General features: G+C 70.4%; 12 protein-coding genes. 9 read left to right on the forward strand and 3 right to left on the reverse strand.

Translation table 11 applies throughout. The features are described from left to right. Positions 1-11 precede the first annotated feature (11 nt). Complete coding sequence (locus OHU89_RS53020; RefSeq protein WP_331737371.1) at positions 12-1784, reverse strand: FAD-dependent monooxygenase; 1773 nt, start codon at positions 1782-1784, stop codon at positions 12-14. 368 nt (positions 1785-2152) lie between these two features. On the opposite strand from OHU89_RS53020, the gene OHU89_RS53025 reads away from it, so the two are divergent. Further along, positions 2153-2605 carry a nuclear transport factor 2 family protein gene (locus OHU89_RS53025; protein WP_331737373.1) on the forward strand — a complete coding sequence of 151 codons (453 nt, stop codon included), beginning with the start codon at positions 2153-2155 and terminating at the stop codon, positions 2603-2605. Positions 2606-2625: 20 nt separating this feature from the next. Here the strand turns inward: OHU89_RS53025 and OHU89_RS53030 are convergent, their stop codons facing one another. Then, the gene (locus OHU89_RS53030; RefSeq protein ID WP_331737375.1) at positions 2626-3858 is read right to left on the reverse strand and encodes an AfsR/SARP family transcriptional regulator; all 1233 of its coding nucleotides are present in this window, start codon (positions 3856-3858) and stop codon (positions 2626-2628) included. Between the two features lie 243 nt (positions 3859-4101). On the opposite strand from OHU89_RS53030, the gene OHU89_RS53035 reads away from it, so the two are divergent. Further along, a complete protein-coding gene (locus OHU89_RS53035) occupies positions 4102-5019 on the forward strand; it encodes an aromatic prenyltransferase (RefSeq protein ID WP_266900278.1) in 918 nt (305 codons plus the stop codon). A gap of 91 nt (positions 5020-5110) precedes the next feature. Here the strand turns inward: OHU89_RS53035 and OHU89_RS53040 are convergent, their stop codons facing one another. Then, the gene (locus tag OHU89_RS53040) at positions 5111-6079 is read right to left on the reverse strand and encodes a sigma-70 family RNA polymerase sigma factor (protein ID WP_331737377.1); all 969 of its coding nucleotides are present in this window, start codon (positions 6077-6079) and stop codon (positions 5111-5113) included. A 722-nt stretch (positions 6080-6801) separates the two neighbouring features. On the opposite strand from OHU89_RS53040, the gene OHU89_RS53045 reads away from it, so the two are divergent. The 7 genes from OHU89_RS53045 (at position 6802) to metK (ending at position 14253) form a co-directional block, all read left to right on the forward strand. Beyond that, positions 6802-7869: a type III polyketide synthase gene (locus OHU89_RS53045; RefSeq protein ID WP_331737379.1), complete on the forward strand. Its 1068-nt coding sequence runs from the start codon at positions 6802-6804 to the stop codon at positions 7867-7869. 30 nt (positions 7870-7899) lie between these two features. Next, positions 7900-8466, forward strand: a complete 567-nt coding sequence (locus tag OHU89_RS53050) for a cupin domain-containing protein (protein ID WP_266900284.1) — start codon at positions 7900-7902, stop codon at positions 8464-8466. Between the two features lie 6 nt (positions 8467-8472). Beyond that, positions 8473-9642, forward strand: coding sequence for a DegT/DnrJ/EryC1/StrS aminotransferase family protein (locus OHU89_RS53055; protein WP_266900286.1), 1170 nt, complete (start codon positions 8473-8475; stop codon positions 9640-9642). Continuing rightward, positions 9639-10637, forward strand: a complete 999-nt coding sequence (locus OHU89_RS53060; protein ID WP_266900288.1) for a class I SAM-dependent methyltransferase — start codon at positions 9639-9641, stop codon at positions 10635-10637. The genes OHU89_RS53055 and OHU89_RS53060 overlap by 4 nt, the downstream gene beginning before the upstream one ends. A gap of 39 nt (positions 10638-10676) precedes the next feature. Then, the gene (gene wrbA, locus OHU89_RS53065) at positions 10677-11297 is read left to right on the forward strand and encodes an NAD(P)H:quinone oxidoreductase (protein WP_266900290.1); all 621 of its coding nucleotides are present in this window, start codon (positions 10677-10679) and stop codon (positions 11295-11297) included. Positions 11298-11393: 96 nt separating this feature from the next. After that, positions 11394-12977, forward strand: a complete 1584-nt coding sequence (locus OHU89_RS53070) for a class I adenylate-forming enzyme family protein (RefSeq protein ID WP_331737389.1) — start codon at positions 11394-11396, stop codon at positions 12975-12977. A 64-nt stretch (positions 12978-13041) separates the two neighbouring features. After that, positions 13042-14253 (forward strand): methionine adenosyltransferase, encoded by a 1212-nt coding sequence (metK, locus tag OHU89_RS53075; protein ID WP_331737392.1) that lies wholly within the window; start codon positions 13042-13044, stop codon positions 14251-14253. Positions 14254-14313: the final 60 nt, after the last annotated feature.

Consider the following 14313-nt stretch of genomic DNA (forward strand, 5'->3'; position numbering starts at 1 on the left):
GCCCTGACGGGTCAGGCCCTGTCGGCGGTCCCGTGGTCCATGACCTGGGAAAACACCTGTGCCAGCACGGCTGCCGGGTTGTCGGCCGCGCCCATGGAGCGCCACGCCACGTGGTTGTCGGGGCGCACCAGGACGGCGCCGTCGTCGGCGATCTCCCCTACGTCCGCCCAGCTGTCGCCGGTGTACTCGGCGCCAGCTCCGACGCGGGCCACGGTGAGGGGGATCGAGAACTTCTCGGCGACCTGCTCGGCCGCCTCGGCCCAGCCGGCGCCGGTGGGGCCGGTGAGAAGAGCGAAGCCGCCGGTGGCGCCGACCAGGTCATGGGTGGACAGTCGCTGTCCGTCGCGCTCCAGCCAGGCGTGCGGCAGCCGGTGCCCCGGGCGGGTGGTGGGGTGGTACTCGGTGCCCATGGGCGAGCTCGTCGGCGGCCGGGTGCCGTCGGGGACGAGGGCGCCTTCCTCGTAGGCGTAACCGATCTCCAGGTCGTGGGCCTGGCACTCGGCGCGGTGGGTGGCGAAGAGCTCCGCCGCCCTGGCCCGCCTGACCTCGCCGACCTCGGACTGCTCGAAGTAGCCGGCGAACGCGGAGGCGCGGCGCTCGGGCGGGACGTGCGGGCCGAGGCCGAGCGCGGCCTCCGACATGACGCGGTGGTGGAACCAGGCGGCCAGGCCCCAGTCGACGTTGCGCTTGCCGACCGGTCGCCGCTCGCTCTCGTAGCTGTCGAGCAGGCCGTCGTCGGCGCGGCCGGAGAGGACCGCGGCGAGTTTCCAGGCGAGGTTGTGGACGTCCTGGATGCCGCCGTTGAGGCCGAGGCCGGTGGTGGGCGGCTGACGGTGGGCGGCGTCGCCGACGATGAGGACGCGGCCGGCCCGGTAGCGGTCGGCGAGCACGCCCTCCACCGTCCACTGCGACACCTTGTGCACGGTCAGTTCGAGGTCGGGCAGGCCCAGCACCTCACGGATACGGGCGGCGACCGCCTCGTTGTCGGTGCGTTCGGCATCTCCCAGGAGGAAGGAGGTCAGGCCCCATTCCTCGCACTGCCTGCCCCAGTTCGGCCCCATCTCCAGCAGGGTGAAGCTGCGGTCGGCGCGCTCGGGGTTCAGGAACCAGGTCATCAGGGTGCCCTCGTGCCACCACTGCGACAGGTCCGCGGAGAAGTAGGCGGTGGAGACCTCGGCCATCTTCACCGTGCCCTCCATCCGCACACCGAGCCGGGGGCCGAGGGTGCGGCCGCCGTCGGCGGCGATGACGTACTGGGCGACGACCCGGGTGATCTCACCGGTGGCGAGGTCACGGATCTCGGCGACGGCCCGGTCGTCCTGCTCCGCGAAGGAGACCAGTTCGTGGGAGAAGAGCACCCGGCCGGGGTTACGTTCCTCGGCCCGCCGGCGCAGGATCGGCTCCAGCCTCAACTGGGGCAGTTTGAACGGCAGTACGGGGCCGTCGGCGGCGTACACCTCGGTCAGCGCGCCGCCGCCGAAGGCGTCCATCTCGTGGATGATCCGGCGGTCCAGGGGGCCGTCGCCGGTGAGGGTGGTCTGCCAGCGCACGCGGCCGAAGCGGTCGGTGGTCGAGGCGCGTTCGACGACGTCGTCGTAGAGGCCGTGCTGGCGGAAGATCTCCATCGTGCGCTGGTTGATGTAGTGCGCCTTCGGCAGGATCGACGTGTCCGCGTGCCGTTCCACGAGCAGGTGCCGCACACCGTGGTCCGACAGGAAGATGGAGGCGGACAGGCCGCAGCCGCCGCCACCCACGATCAGGACCGGAACCTCGGTAACCTCCATATTCGGCCTTCCATCAGACAAGGGCCCACACGTGGGGCGGGCCGTCGAGGATTACGGGTGAACAGGCATGACGACGCACTTCGGCCGGTGCTGCGGCCTCCAGCATCGGGTGGGGTGGTTGGGGCGGACTATGGAGCCGGTTGGCACCCGCTTGGCGACGCCCGGGGATCGCTGACCTCGAAGGACCCCGGAATATCTCGAACGTCCTCGCCTTACGTCGAACCTCTTGCCGTATGCGCTCACCCGTCCGGGGGAATCGGGCCGGGAAACGGCCGGCGCGTGTCACATTCCGCGGGGCCCGGCTGTCGTCATGGCGAGACGGACGGACACACCGTCCGCAATTTCCGGGCCATGAGAAAGGGAAAGCGATGAATGACTTCCAGGCCATCGCGGACCGCGTCGAAATCGAGGCGCTGCGCGGTGAGTTCACCGATGCGGTGATGATGCGCGACTACGAACGGGTGGCGACGCTCTTCACGGAGGACGGGGCGCTGCGGATGCCCAACATCCCCATCGAGCTGGAGGGCCCGGAGGAGATCCGGGCGTGGGGCAGGCGGGTGCCGAAGGTGGTGGACTTCCTGGTGCAGAACACGCACCCGGGTCTGATCCTGCTCGACGGCGACACCGCTTCGGGCCGCGCCTACATGTCGGAGGTCGGGCGTGGTTTAGACGGCCGGGGCGGGATCAACTACGCCATCTATCACGACCGTTATCAGCGCACCGGGGACGGCTGGAAGTTCACCGAGCGGCGCTACGAGGTCCGCTACGAGGACTCGTCGCCGCTGGCCGGCTCTCCGCCCCGCCGGGCCGCTGAGGTGTGAGCGGCGTGCGCCGCCCGCGGCTACAGCTCCGCCAGCAGGGACGACCGGAAGAAGTCGGGCCTGGGCAGGTGGTCGCGGTGGGCCGGCGGGCGGCGGCCGGGCCGGCGGTCCGGGACCTCCGGGGGGCGCCGGGTCGCGGTGCCGGACGGGCGGGGGGAGGGGTGCCAGTCCAGGGACGACGACTGGGTGAGGATCTGCTGTTCCAGGCGGCGCAGGGCCGGGCGTGGGTCGATGCCCAGTTCGTCCGCCAGGCGCCGCTGGTTGGTGCGGAGCACGGCCAGGGCGTCGGCCTGGCGGCCCGCCCGGTAGAGGGCCAGGCCGAGGAGTTCGCAGCCGTACTCCCGTAGCGGGTGGTCCTGGACGAACGCCTCCAGTTCGGCCACCGCGATCTCGTGGGCGCCGACGGCGAGCAGGGCCGCGCACCGGCCCTCGACCACCGACAGGCGCAGTTCCTCGAGGCGGGCCACGTCCGGTCGTGTGCAGGCGGTGTCGGCCACCTCGGCGTACGCCTGTCCCCGCCACAGCGCCAGCGCCGTCTCGAACTCGTGGACCGCGCCGTGCGGATCGCCCCGGTCCAGTGCCTGCCAGCCGGCGACGGACCGTTCGCCGAACCAGTGCACGTCGACCTCCACCACCCGGGTGTCGAGGAGGTAGCCGCGTCCGTAGGTGCGCAGGACGGTCGGCGGTGTCCGGGGGGCGCGGTCGGGTTCCAGGACCCGGCGCAGGTTGGCGACGTAGGCCTGGGTGGAGGAGACCGCGGACGGCGGCGGCTGGCCGGCCCACAGTTCCTCGACGATCGTGTCGACCGCCACCGGTCGGCCCACCTTGCCGACCAGCAGCGCCAGCAGGGCGCGCTGCTTGGGTGCGCCCAGGTCGACGAGCCGGCCGTCGACGACGGCCTCGATCGGGCCCAGGGCGTGGAACTCGGCCAGGGCGCGCGGGTGCGCGGGCGTCGTCCGGGGCGGTTCCTGGGCGGGCCACCGGGCGTCCTCCGCTCGTCCGGGTGCCGCCGGTGTCGTGGTTGTTCCGCAGCCGCTCACGACGTCGATTTCCGCCAGTTCCTGGTCGGCCACGACGGTGAATTCGGGGTCGGGTTCGAGCTCTCTTGCCACGTGCACGCGCAGTGCCTCGTTGGTGCGGCGCAGTTCCTGGATCTCGCGTTCCAGCGCCGCTATGCGCCACGCGTCCGGATTGCGGGAGCTCGCGTATGGTCCGTCGGTTCGTACGGTGGTTTCGGTCGTGTCGTCAGCCATTCGTGAACTCGCCCCCACTTTCCATTGGGCAGGCAATGCTTCGGCCATTGTGCGTGCCCCACGGTGTCGAGGGTCTGTTCGACCAGTCAGCGCCAATCGATCCTCCAGTGGGGTTCGAGGTGGGTGGTCGACGCTGGGGCGCGGGACGCAGCATCGAGAGCGGCCGGCCGGCTTCGCTTCCTGGCGTGTCCCTGAACCGATCACTCTTTGACGGATCGTCAGGATCGACGCGTGGAGGTTTGAATGTCCGGAGCCGCTGATGTCGAGCGCGTGTACGCGGCCATGGAGGAGGCGGCTGGACTGCTGGGCGTGACCTGCGCACGCGAGAAGATCCATCCGCTGCTGACCGAGTTCCAGGACACGCTCACCGAGGGCGTCGTCGTCTTCTCCATGGCGAGCGGGCGTCGTTCCACGGAGCTGGACTTCAGCATCTCGGTGCCGACCAGCCAGGGCGACCCCTACGCCACGGTGGTGGAGAAGGGGCTGTTCCCGGCGACCGGTCACCCCGTGGACGATCTGCTGGCCGACACCCAGAAGCACCTTCCGGTGTCGATGTTCGCCATCGACGGCGAGGTCACCGGTGGCTTCAAGAAGACGTACGCGTTCTTCCCCACCGACGACATGCCCGGGGTCGCGCAGCTGAGCGCCATTCCCTCCATGCCGCCGGCCGTGGCCGAGAACGCGGAGCTGTTCGCCCGCTATGGGCTGGACAAGGTCCAGATGACGTCGATGGACTACAAGAAGCGTCAGGTCAACCTCTACTTCAGCGAGTTGAGCGAGCAGACGCTGGCGCCGGAGTCGGTGCTGGCCCTGGTCCGTGAGCTGGGTCTGCATGTGCCGACCGAGCTGGGGCTGGAGTTCTGCAAGCGCTCGTTCTCGGTCTATCCCACCCTCAACTGGGAGACCGGCAGGATCGACCGGCTGTGCTTCGCCGTGATCTCCACCGACCCGACACTGGTGCCCTCCGCGGACGAGCGCGACATCGAGCAGTTCCGCAACTACGGCACCAAGGCGCCGTACGCGTACGTGGGCGAGAAGCGCACCCTCGTCTACGGGCTCACGCTGTCGCCCACGGAGGAGTACTACAAGCTCGGCGCGTACTACCACATCACCGACATCCAGCGGCGGCTGCTGAAGGCGTTCGACGCGCTGGAGGACTGAGGCTCTCCGGCCGGGGCCCTCTGCGGGCAGGGGGAAGGGGCGGTCCGTACGGACCGCCCCTTCCCCCTGCCCGCACCCCTGCGCAGCCGACTCAGTTCAAGATGACGATGTCCAGGCCGGTCAGGTCGGCGCGGATGTCGATGTTGGTGATCACGCCCTCGGCGATGTCGAAGCGGAACACGGCGTGCGGCACACCGTCGCGGACGTAGGCGAGGCCCGCGGAGCCGTCGATGAGGGCGGGCACCGGTGCCCAGGAGAGCTTGGAGAAGGCGCGGGTGACGGCGTCGGCACCGCGCATCTCCTCGGTCAGCCCCGCACCCGTGGCCAGGCCGATGCCGGTGGCCATGCCCATCCGCACGGCCGCCTGGTCGGCGCGGACCACGATGTCCGGGGCGAGGATGGACAGCAGTGCCTCGAAGTCGCCCTCGCGGGACGCGGTGAGGAAGGCGTGCACGAAGTCGGCCTTGCCGACCTGGGAGCCCTCGGTGTCCGCGGTCTCCTCCGGGGCCGGCGGGGTCGGCGGGGTCTTCGCGGCCGCCTCCACGTCCTCCGGCCTGACGCCCTGCCGCTGGAAGCGGCGGCGGGCCCGGCTGGCCAGCTGGCGGGCCGCGGCCGGGGTGCGGTCGACGATCGGGGCGATCTCCTCGAAGGGCACCGTGAACATGTCGTGCAGGACGAACGCCAGCCGCTCGGCGGGCGTGAGCGTGTCCAGGATGAGGAACATCGCGGCACCGACCGACTCAGCGAGCAGCGCCTCCTGCTCGGGGTCGGCCGACTCCGTCTCCCTGTGGTCCGCGTGATCGGTCTCGGGGGCGTCCACGAGGTCCTCGCGGCGCGACTTGCGGGACTGGAGCATGTTCAGCGACACCCGGGCCACGATGGTGGTGAGCCAGCCGCTCATGTTCTCCACCTCGCTGGCGTCCGAGCGGGTCACCCGCAGCCAGGCCTCCTGGACGGCGTCGTCGGCCTCCGCCATGGATCCGAGCACCCGGTAGGCCACCGACCGCAGCCGGGGGCGGTCGGTCTCGAATCGGGCGGCCAGCCATTCTTTTTCGTTCATCAGGTCGCTTCCTCCCAGCAGAGCCTTGCCTGTGTGACAGGCCGCGGCCGGCAAATGTGACGGGCCGCCGACAGAATCCGGCACATCCGCGCCGGACGATTTCCTGTCGTACGGTCTGGATTCGCTCGAGGCGGTGCCGGCCCGGTGCCCGGCGCAGGCCGGAACACATGCTTCCGAGGGGTCGGGAACGGGGCCTTTCGACTACCGCACGGATCGGTGGAAGCGCTGGTCAGGCGGGGTATGGCGGGGGGCTTCCGGACCCTTGCCGGAAGCGCGCGAGAGTACGCCTGGAGTCTGGCTCGGGTATGCCTAACAGGCACTTGGCTCGGCTCCTCAGCGCGTGTCACTATTTTCGCACCCCTCGCCTGCCCGAAAACAGCACGAGGCAATGGGCCGAGGGTCGTTCGCCGGTTCACGCAGGCGGAATCGAGCCCCTGCGCACCTGGCAGCCGACGGTGTTTCCCGGACTTCGCCATGCTCGCGTACTTCGCCGTGTTCGCCTTCCTGGCGCACGACCACTCAACCACCCGAGGCACACCGCCGCCATCCGCGACCACCCGGTCTTGAGGCACCTTGTAGCGCTTGCCGAGCAAGCGTGCGCCGCCCGCCGCGAACGGGCGAAGGCGAGCCGCCGTCGGCTCCGCGTCCCACGTCCCACTGCCCTGCTGTCGAGCCCCCGACCGCCCCTGCCGTCGAGACTCCAAGAGAAGTGGATTCCAGATATGCCCAGGCTTTGCAAGCCGGCCATGAGCGCGCCGGAACACATCATCACGGTGGAAGAGACTCTGGAATTTGCGGAGAAGGCGCACGCCGGCAAGCCGCAACTGCCCCTGGCTCTCCGCCTGATCCGCAACACCGGCGTGCAGAAGCGGCACATCGTGCAGCCCATCGAGCAGACGCTGCGCCACCCGGGCTTCGAGGAGCGCAACCGCGTCTACGAGGTCGAGTCGAAGAAGCGCACCCCCGAGGTCATCGAGCGCGCGCTGGCCAACGCCGATCTGCGGGCCCGGGACATCGACGCGATGATCTACGTGTCGTGCACCGGCTTCATGATGCCGTCGCTGACGGCCTGGCTCATCAACAAGCTGGGCTTCCGCCCGGACACCCGTCAGATACCCATCGCCCAGCTGGGCTGCGCGGCGGGCGGCGCGGCCATCAACCGGGCCCACGACTTCTGCGTGGCCCACCCGGGCAGCAACGTCCTCATCGTCTCCTGCGAGCTGTGCTCGCTGTGCTACCAGCCGGAGGCCGACGACATCGGTTCGCTGCTGTCCGACGGCCTGTTCGGTGACGCGGTCGCCGCCGCCGTCGTCCGCGGCATCGGCGGCAACGGCATCGAACTGGAGCGCAACGCCTCCTACCTCATCCCCAACACCGAGGACTGGATCTCCTACGCGGTCAAGGACACCGGCTTCCACTTCCAGCTCGACCGCCGGGTCCCCGGCACGATGGAGCCGCTCGCCCCGGTCCTGCGCGAGCTCGCCAAGGACCACAGCTGGGACGCGGGCAAGCTCGACTTCTACATCGTGCACGCCGGCGGCCCTCGCATCCTCGACGACCTCGCCAAGTTCCTGGAGGTCGACCGTGACGTCTTCCGGCACAGCTGGTCGACCCTGAGCGAGTACGGGAACATCGCCAGCGCCGTCGTACTCGAAGCCGCCCGGCGCCTCTTCGAGGAGGACACCCCGGCTCCTGGCGCCACCGGTCTGATCGCCGGCTTCGGTCCCGGCATCACCGCCGAGATGGCCCTGGGCACCTGGGGTGCCGACGCCTCCCGGCCCGCGTCCTGAGCGCCGGTACGGACAGCGGAGGGAACGCGGATGACCGACCTCATCCTCCCGGCGGGCGCCGGGCGAAAGCTGGTCACCCGGGCGCAGCAGGTGACCTTCAAGGCCACGAAGGAGATGGGCTCCTCCGTGTCGATCTTCGAGGTGATCGTGCCGCCCGGCTTCGACGTCGGGGCCCATGTGCACGGTGACGCCCAGGAGTTCTTCTACGTCCTGGAGGGCGAGCTGGACCTGCTGTGCTTCGAACCGACCGAGCGCACGCCGGACAGCTGGCACAACTGGGTGTCCCGCACCGGCGACCGCGTGATCCGGGCGAGCGAGGGCGGCTGCATGTTCGTGCCGCCCGGCACTCCGCACGCGTTCCGCAACGCCACGGACAGGCCGGTGAAGATGCTCTTCCAGTGCCTGCCCTCGCCCATACACGAGGACTACTTCGAAGAGATCGCGGAGATCTGGTCGCGCGGCACCACGGTGGACGCCGCGGCCGTGGAGGCGATGCGCAAGCGGTACGACGTCGAGCAGCTGACGCCGCTGCGCTACGAGCCGCCCGCCCTCCACATCCCCGGCCAGAAGACACACGCGAAGCAGAGTGGGAGCTGACCCGAGATGGAACCGATATCGCTGGTCCACGCGAGCCTCGGCGAGGAGGAACTGGCGGCCGTGGCCGAGGTGTTCGCCTCCGGCTGGCCCGCGGGACAAGGCCCCAAGGGCAAGGCCCTGGAGGCCCAGCTCGCCAGGAAGTACGGCGTCGGTGACGCCGTGGCGCTCGCCAACTGCGGGGCCGCGCTGCACCTGGCGATGCTCGCGCTCGGCGTGGGGCCGGGCGACGAGGTGATCGTCGCCGACTACGGGTTCCCGGCGCCCGCGCAGGCCGCGCTGTACGTGGGCGCGACCCCGGTCTTCGCCGACGTACGGCCCGACACCTACACGGTCGACCCGCAGGCGGTGGCCGACCTGGTGACCCCGCGCACCGCGGGCATCGTGGCGATCGACACGGTGGGCATGCCCGCCGACTACGCGGAACTGCAGGAGATCGCCGACCGGCACGGGCTGTTCCTCATCGAGGACGCGGCCTGCGCGGTCGGCGCCACCTACCAGGGCCGGCAGGCCGGTGCGCTGGCCGAGATCGGGTGCCTGTCCTTCCACGGACGCAAGGGCGCCTCCAGCGGGGAGGGCGGCGCGCTGCTCGCCCACGACCCGGAGATCGGCAAGGACGCGCGGCTGCGCTCCTCGTTCGGCATCGGCAGCATCTTCGACATGGGCAAGGTCGTGGGCCTGCCCGTGCCGACGTTCACCGAGGTCGGCTACAACTTCAAACTGTCCGACATCGCCGCGGCGATCCTCCAGGTGCAGCTCGGACGGATCGACGAACTGCTCGCCCGCCGCAGCGCGGTCGCCGCGCAGTACGCCGAACTCCTCGCCGACGAGGACCTGGTGGGGGTGCCGACCGTCCCCGACGACCGCACCCACGCCTGGCAGACGTACATGGTGACGCTGGACGCGGGTGTGGACCGCGCCGCGGTCGCCGCGGAGCTGCGCGGCCAGGGCATCGGCTGCCAGCAGGGCACCTGGGCCGGCCATGTACAGCCGGTGTTCAAGGCACAGCAGACGTGCCCGGTCTCGGCGGATCTCTTCGCCCGCCAGCTCTCCATCCCCATGCACGCGGAACTCAAGCCGCACCAGGTCGAGCGGGTCGTCGCCGCGCTGCGCAGCGCGGTGCACACCCATTCGTCCGCCACCTCGCCCGCCACTTTCGCCCTCGGAGGGGCAGCATGACCAACAACCAGCCGTCACCTGTCGGCATCATGCGGCTGATCAACGGCTACTGGGCCACCGGTGTCCTCGCCGCAGCCGCCACCCACTCGGTCTTCACCCACCTCGCCGACGGCGCGGACACCCCCGGTGAGCTGGCCCGGCGCGCCGCCATCGCCGAGCGCGGCGCCCAGACCCTCCTCGACGGACTGGTCAGCATCGGCCTGGTCGAGCTGCACGAGGGCCGCTACCGCAACACCCCCGAGGCGGCCACCTACCTGGTCGAGGACACGCCGGTGTCGCTGGCCCCGTTCGCGAGGCTGAAGCTGTCGCACACGGGCTCGCTGACCGACCTGGCCGAGGTCGTCCGGGTCGGCGGGCCCATCAAGAAGGACGTGGTCGTCGAGGTCGCCAACAACCCGCACTGGGAGGGCATCGTCACGGCGATCGCCGCGCAGTCGGTGCCCGCCGCCGGTGTCGCCGCCGAGGTGCTCGGGCTGGCGGACGCCGGGGAGATCTCGATCCTCGACGTGGGCGGCGGCTCGGGCATCTACTCGGGGATCTGGCTGGAGGCCAACCCGGCCGCCCGGGCGACCCAGCTCGACTGGGAGCCGATCAACGAGATCGCCCGCCGGCTGCTCGACGAGCGCGGCGTCGGGGACCGGTTCACCACGCTCGACGGGGACTTCCACACCACCGACTTCGGTACGGCCGAGTACGACGTCGCGGTCTACTCGCACATCGCCCACCAGGAGAGCCCGGAGAGCAACATCGAGGTCTTCACCCGGCTCCGGCAGGCCCTCAAGCCCGGCGGCACCCTCGTCGTCAACGACTACGTGGTCGACGACGACCGCAGCGGCCCGGCCTTCCCGCTGATCTTCGCCTCGGAGATGTTGCTCAAGACCCGGCAGGGCAGCACCTGGACCCGCGGCGAATACCGCGACTGGCTGATCAAGGCCGGCTTCGAGGACGTCTCGTTCCATGTCGCGGAGCCCGCCACCCTCGTCGTCGCCCGGTAACCCGCTTCGACGGGCAGAGAGTCAGCGAAGGAGCCGCACATGACAGCCGTGCACGTCTCGATCATCTACTACAGCGCCACCGGCAATCTGCACACCATGGCGCAGGCCGCGGCCGAGGGCGCGGAGAAGGCGGGCGCGACCGTGCGCCTGCGCAAGGTCCGCGAGCTGGCCCCGCCGGAGGCGGTCAACTCCAATCCGGCGTGGGCCAAGCACATCGAGGACACGGCCGACGTCCAGGAGGCCACCCTCGACGACCTGGAGTGGGCGGACGCGGTGCTGTTCGGCACCCCGACCCGCTTCGGCAACGTCTCCAGCCAGCTGAAGGCGTTCATCGACACCGCGGGCCCGCTGTGGCAGCGGGGCGGTCTCGCGGACAAGGTCGTCTCGGCCTTCACCGCCACCGGCACCGCGCACGGCGGCCAGGAGTCCACCATCCTGGCGCTGAGCAACACCTTCTACCACTGGGGCGGCATCATCGTGCCGCCGGGCTACACCGACCCGATCCAGTTCAAGACGGGCAATCCGTACGGCACTTCGTATGTCTCGGGCGCCGGCAACAGCAACGGCGGCCCCGGCGAGGACGTCCTGCAAGCGGCCCGCTACCAGGCCCGCCGGGTCGCGGAGACGGCGGCGGCGCTGAAGGCGGGCCGCTCGGCGTAACGACCCCGGTGCCCCGGTGGTCCCGTATCCCGGTATCCCGCACAGAGCCGGCGACCAGCCCGAACATCCATCGCCCAGCGCAAAGGAGACAGCCCGATGAAGGGCTCAACCGCCTACTCGTCGATACAGAAGCGCGGCCTGCACATCGGTCTCCTGCCGGAGATGGCCGCGGCCGTGAACCCGTCGACGCCGATCACCCTGGACCACGACCTGGACGCCCTGCCGGAGGCGGGCCGTCGGCTGACGGTGGCCCAGTACGCCGACCACGTCGACGACCTGGCGGCCCGTCTGTGGGCGGCCGGGGTCCGGACCGACGACCACGTCGTGATCTACAAGACGGCGGGCGCCGACCACTGGATGCTGGCGGCGGCGATCTCCCGTATCGGCGGGATCGTCGTCAACCTCTCCCCCGCCCTGGACCCCACCACCGTGGGTGTCCTGCTGGAGCGGGTCGGCCGGCCGACGCTGCTCACCGACGGGAACAAGCTCGACACCCTCGCCGACGTGCCCCTGGCGGATCTCACCCAGCGCGTCATCACCTCGGCCTTCGACCGCCCGGACGCGATCTCGCTCGGTGAACTCGCGGGCGCCCCGCGGGTGAAGCCGGTGGTGCGGCCGATCGACGAGGCCGCCGTCATCACGCACACCTCCGGCACCACCGGCATCCCCAAGCTCGTGGTGCACACCCCCCGCACCCAGGGCATCCGCCTGGTACCGCAGTGGCGGCTGCTGGCCCTGCTGCGCAAGAGGGAGAGCGTCGCCATCCACGTGCCGTTCGTGCACTCCCGGATGGTCGCGGCGATGTCGCTGGCGCTGCTCAAGGAGTACCCGGTCCTGCTGCTGCGGGAGACGGACCCCGCGGTCGTCGCCGAGCACTTCATCGAGCACCGCCCGGCCCTCATCGAGGCGCTGCCCAACTCGCTGATGGAGTGGGAGGGGCTGACCGAGGACCCGCGGGCGCCCTTCGGGTCGGTGAAGGTCTTCAGCAGCACCTTCGACGCGATCCACCCGGGAACGATGAGCAAGCTCCTCAAGGCCTCCGACCGGCGCGGCGCCCTGTTCTTCCAGATCTACGGGCAGAGCGAGGTCGGCCCCGCGGTCGGCCGCGCCTACTTCCGGCACTCCGCGCACAAGGCGAACGGGCGGTGCGTGGGCTGGCAGATGCCGCTGGGCGCGGCGAAGGTGCGGGTCGTCAGCCGCGACGGGCATCGCCCGACCGAGCAGAGCCCCGGCCGTATCGAGGTGGCGTGGCCGGGCATCGCCAAGACGTACCACGGCGAGCAGGGGCGCTACGACTCCAATCGCAAGGGCGAGTGGTGGGGGACCGGCGACGTCGGCTACTTCACCAGGCTCGGGTGTCTGCACATGCTCGACCGTGAGGTCGACATGATCCCGGGGGTGACGAGTTCCCTGGAGATCGAGGACGTCGTCCTCGCCGAGCTGCACGAGCTGAGCGAGCTGGTCGTCGTCCAGGGGCCCAACTCCGAGGCGGTTCCGGTGATCTGCACCCACGGCGACAAGCCGCTGGACCAGAACCGGTGGCGTGCCGCCGCCGCGAGGTTCCCGCAGCTGGCCGATCCGGTGCAGATCCCGGAGGCCGAGCTGCCGCGCACCGCGACGCTGAAGGTGCAGCGGCTCGCGCTCGCCGACCGGCTCAAGGACCAGCTGACGAACCGCTGAGAGATCAAGGTGGCCGGGACTCCCCGGCCACCTCAGTACCCACCCACTGACGTCTTGGAGTGTCATGTCCCGTCGTCTGTTCACCTCGGAGTCCGTGACCGAGGGACATCCCGACAAGATCGCCGACCGGATCAGCGACACGGTCCTGGATGCCCTGCTCTCCCAGGACCCCACGTCCCGGGTCGCGGTGGAGACCCTGATCACCACCGGTCAGGTGCATATCGCGGGTGAGGTCACCACCACCGCGTATGCGCCCATCGCCCAGCTGGTGCGTGAGGCGATCCTGGACATCGGTTACGACTCCTCGGCCAAGGGCTTCGACGGTGCCTCGTGCGGGGTGTCCCTCTCCATCGGCGCGCAGTCCCCCGACATCGCGCAGGGCGTCGATGCCGCCTGGGAAGCACGGGTGGAGGGCGAGGACGATGTCCTGGACCGGCAGGGGGCCGGGGACCAGGGGCTGATGTTCGGGTACGCCAGTGACGAGACACCGAGTCTGATGCCGCTGCCCATCGAGCTCGCCCACCGGCTGTCCCACCGGCTGACCCAGGTCCGCAAGGACGGCACGGTCGCCTATCTGCGCCCCGACGGCAAGACACAGGTCACCATCGAGTACGACGGTGACCGGCCGGTCCGGCTGGACACCGTGGTGGTCTCCTCCCAGCACGCGAGCGGCATCGACCTCGATGCCCTGCTCACCCCCGACATCCGCACCCACGTGGTCGAGCCGGTCCTGGCCCAGCTCGCCGCGGACGGGATCAAGCTGGAGACCGAGGGCTACCGGCTGCTGGTCAACCCCACCGGCCGGTTCGAGATCGGCGGGCCGATGGGCGATGCCGGACTGACCGGCCGGAAGATCATCATCGACACCTACGGCGGCATGGCCCGCCACGGCGGCGGCGCGTTCTCCGGCAAGGACCCCTCCAAAGTCGACCGCTCGGCGGCCTACGCCATGCGGTGGGTCGCCAAGAACGTCGTCGCCGCCGGCCTGGCCAAGCGCTGCGAGGTCCAGGTCGCCTACGCGATCGGCAAGGCCGAACCCGTCGGCCTGTTCGTGGAGACCTTCGGCACCCACACCGTCGACCCGGAACGGATCGAGCGGGCCATCACCACCGTCTTCGACCTGCGCCCCGCCGCGATCATCCGCGACCTCGACCTGCTGCGCCCCATCTACACCCAGACCGCCGCCTACGGCCACTTCGGCCGCGAACTCCCCGACTTCACCTGGGAACACACCAACCGCGCCACAGCCCTACGCCACGCAACCAACACCGACTGAGGCGCCGGAGCCCCACCGCCGCCGAACGCCGCTACTGCAAAACCGCTACTGAAACGCCGT

Origin of the sequence: Streptomyces sp. NBC_00019 (assembly GCF_045041015.1) — a bacterium.
Lineage (GTDB): Bacteria > Actinomycetota > Actinomycetes > Streptomycetales > Streptomycetaceae > Streptomyces.

Bases quoted from the DNA above. Each gene is read 5' to 3' on its own strand.
- OHU89_RS53020 (WP_331737371.1), bottom strand. From the start codon at position 1,784: ATGGAGGTTACCGAGGTTCCGGTCCTGATCGTGGGTGGCGGCGGCTGC.
- OHU89_RS53025 (WP_331737373.1), top strand. From the start codon at position 2,153: ATGAATGACTTCCAGGCCATCGCGGACCGCGTCGAAATCGAGGCGCTG.
- OHU89_RS53030 (WP_331737375.1), bottom strand. From the start codon at position 3,858: ATGGCTGACGACACGACCGAAACCACCGTACGAACCGACGGACCATAC.
- OHU89_RS53035 (WP_266900278.1), top strand. From the start codon at position 4,102: ATGTCCGGAGCCGCTGATGTCGAGCGCGTGTACGCGGCCATGGAGGAG.
- OHU89_RS53040 (WP_331737377.1), bottom strand. From the start codon at position 6,079: ATGAACGAAAAAGAATGGCTGGCCGCCCGATTCGAGACCGACCGCCCC.
- OHU89_RS53045 (WP_331737379.1), top strand. From the start codon at position 6,802: ATGCCCAGGCTTTGCAAGCCGGCCATGAGCGCGCCGGAACACATCATC.
- OHU89_RS53050 (WP_266900284.1), top strand. From the start codon at position 7,900: ATGACCGACCTCATCCTCCCGGCGGGCGCCGGGCGAAAGCTGGTCACC.
- OHU89_RS53055 (WP_266900286.1), top strand. From the start codon at position 8,473: ATGGAACCGATATCGCTGGTCCACGCGAGCCTCGGCGAGGAGGAACTG.
- OHU89_RS53060 (WP_266900288.1), top strand. From the start codon at position 9,639: ATGACCAACAACCAGCCGTCACCTGTCGGCATCATGCGGCTGATCAAC.
- wrbA (WP_266900290.1), top strand. From the start codon at position 10,677: ATGACAGCCGTGCACGTCTCGATCATCTACTACAGCGCCACCGGCAAT.
- OHU89_RS53070 (WP_331737389.1), top strand. From the start codon at position 11,394: ATGAAGGGCTCAACCGCCTACTCGTCGATACAGAAGCGCGGCCTGCAC.
- metK (WP_331737392.1), top strand. From the start codon at position 13,042: ATGTCCCGTCGTCTGTTCACCTCGGAGTCCGTGACCGAGGGACATCCC.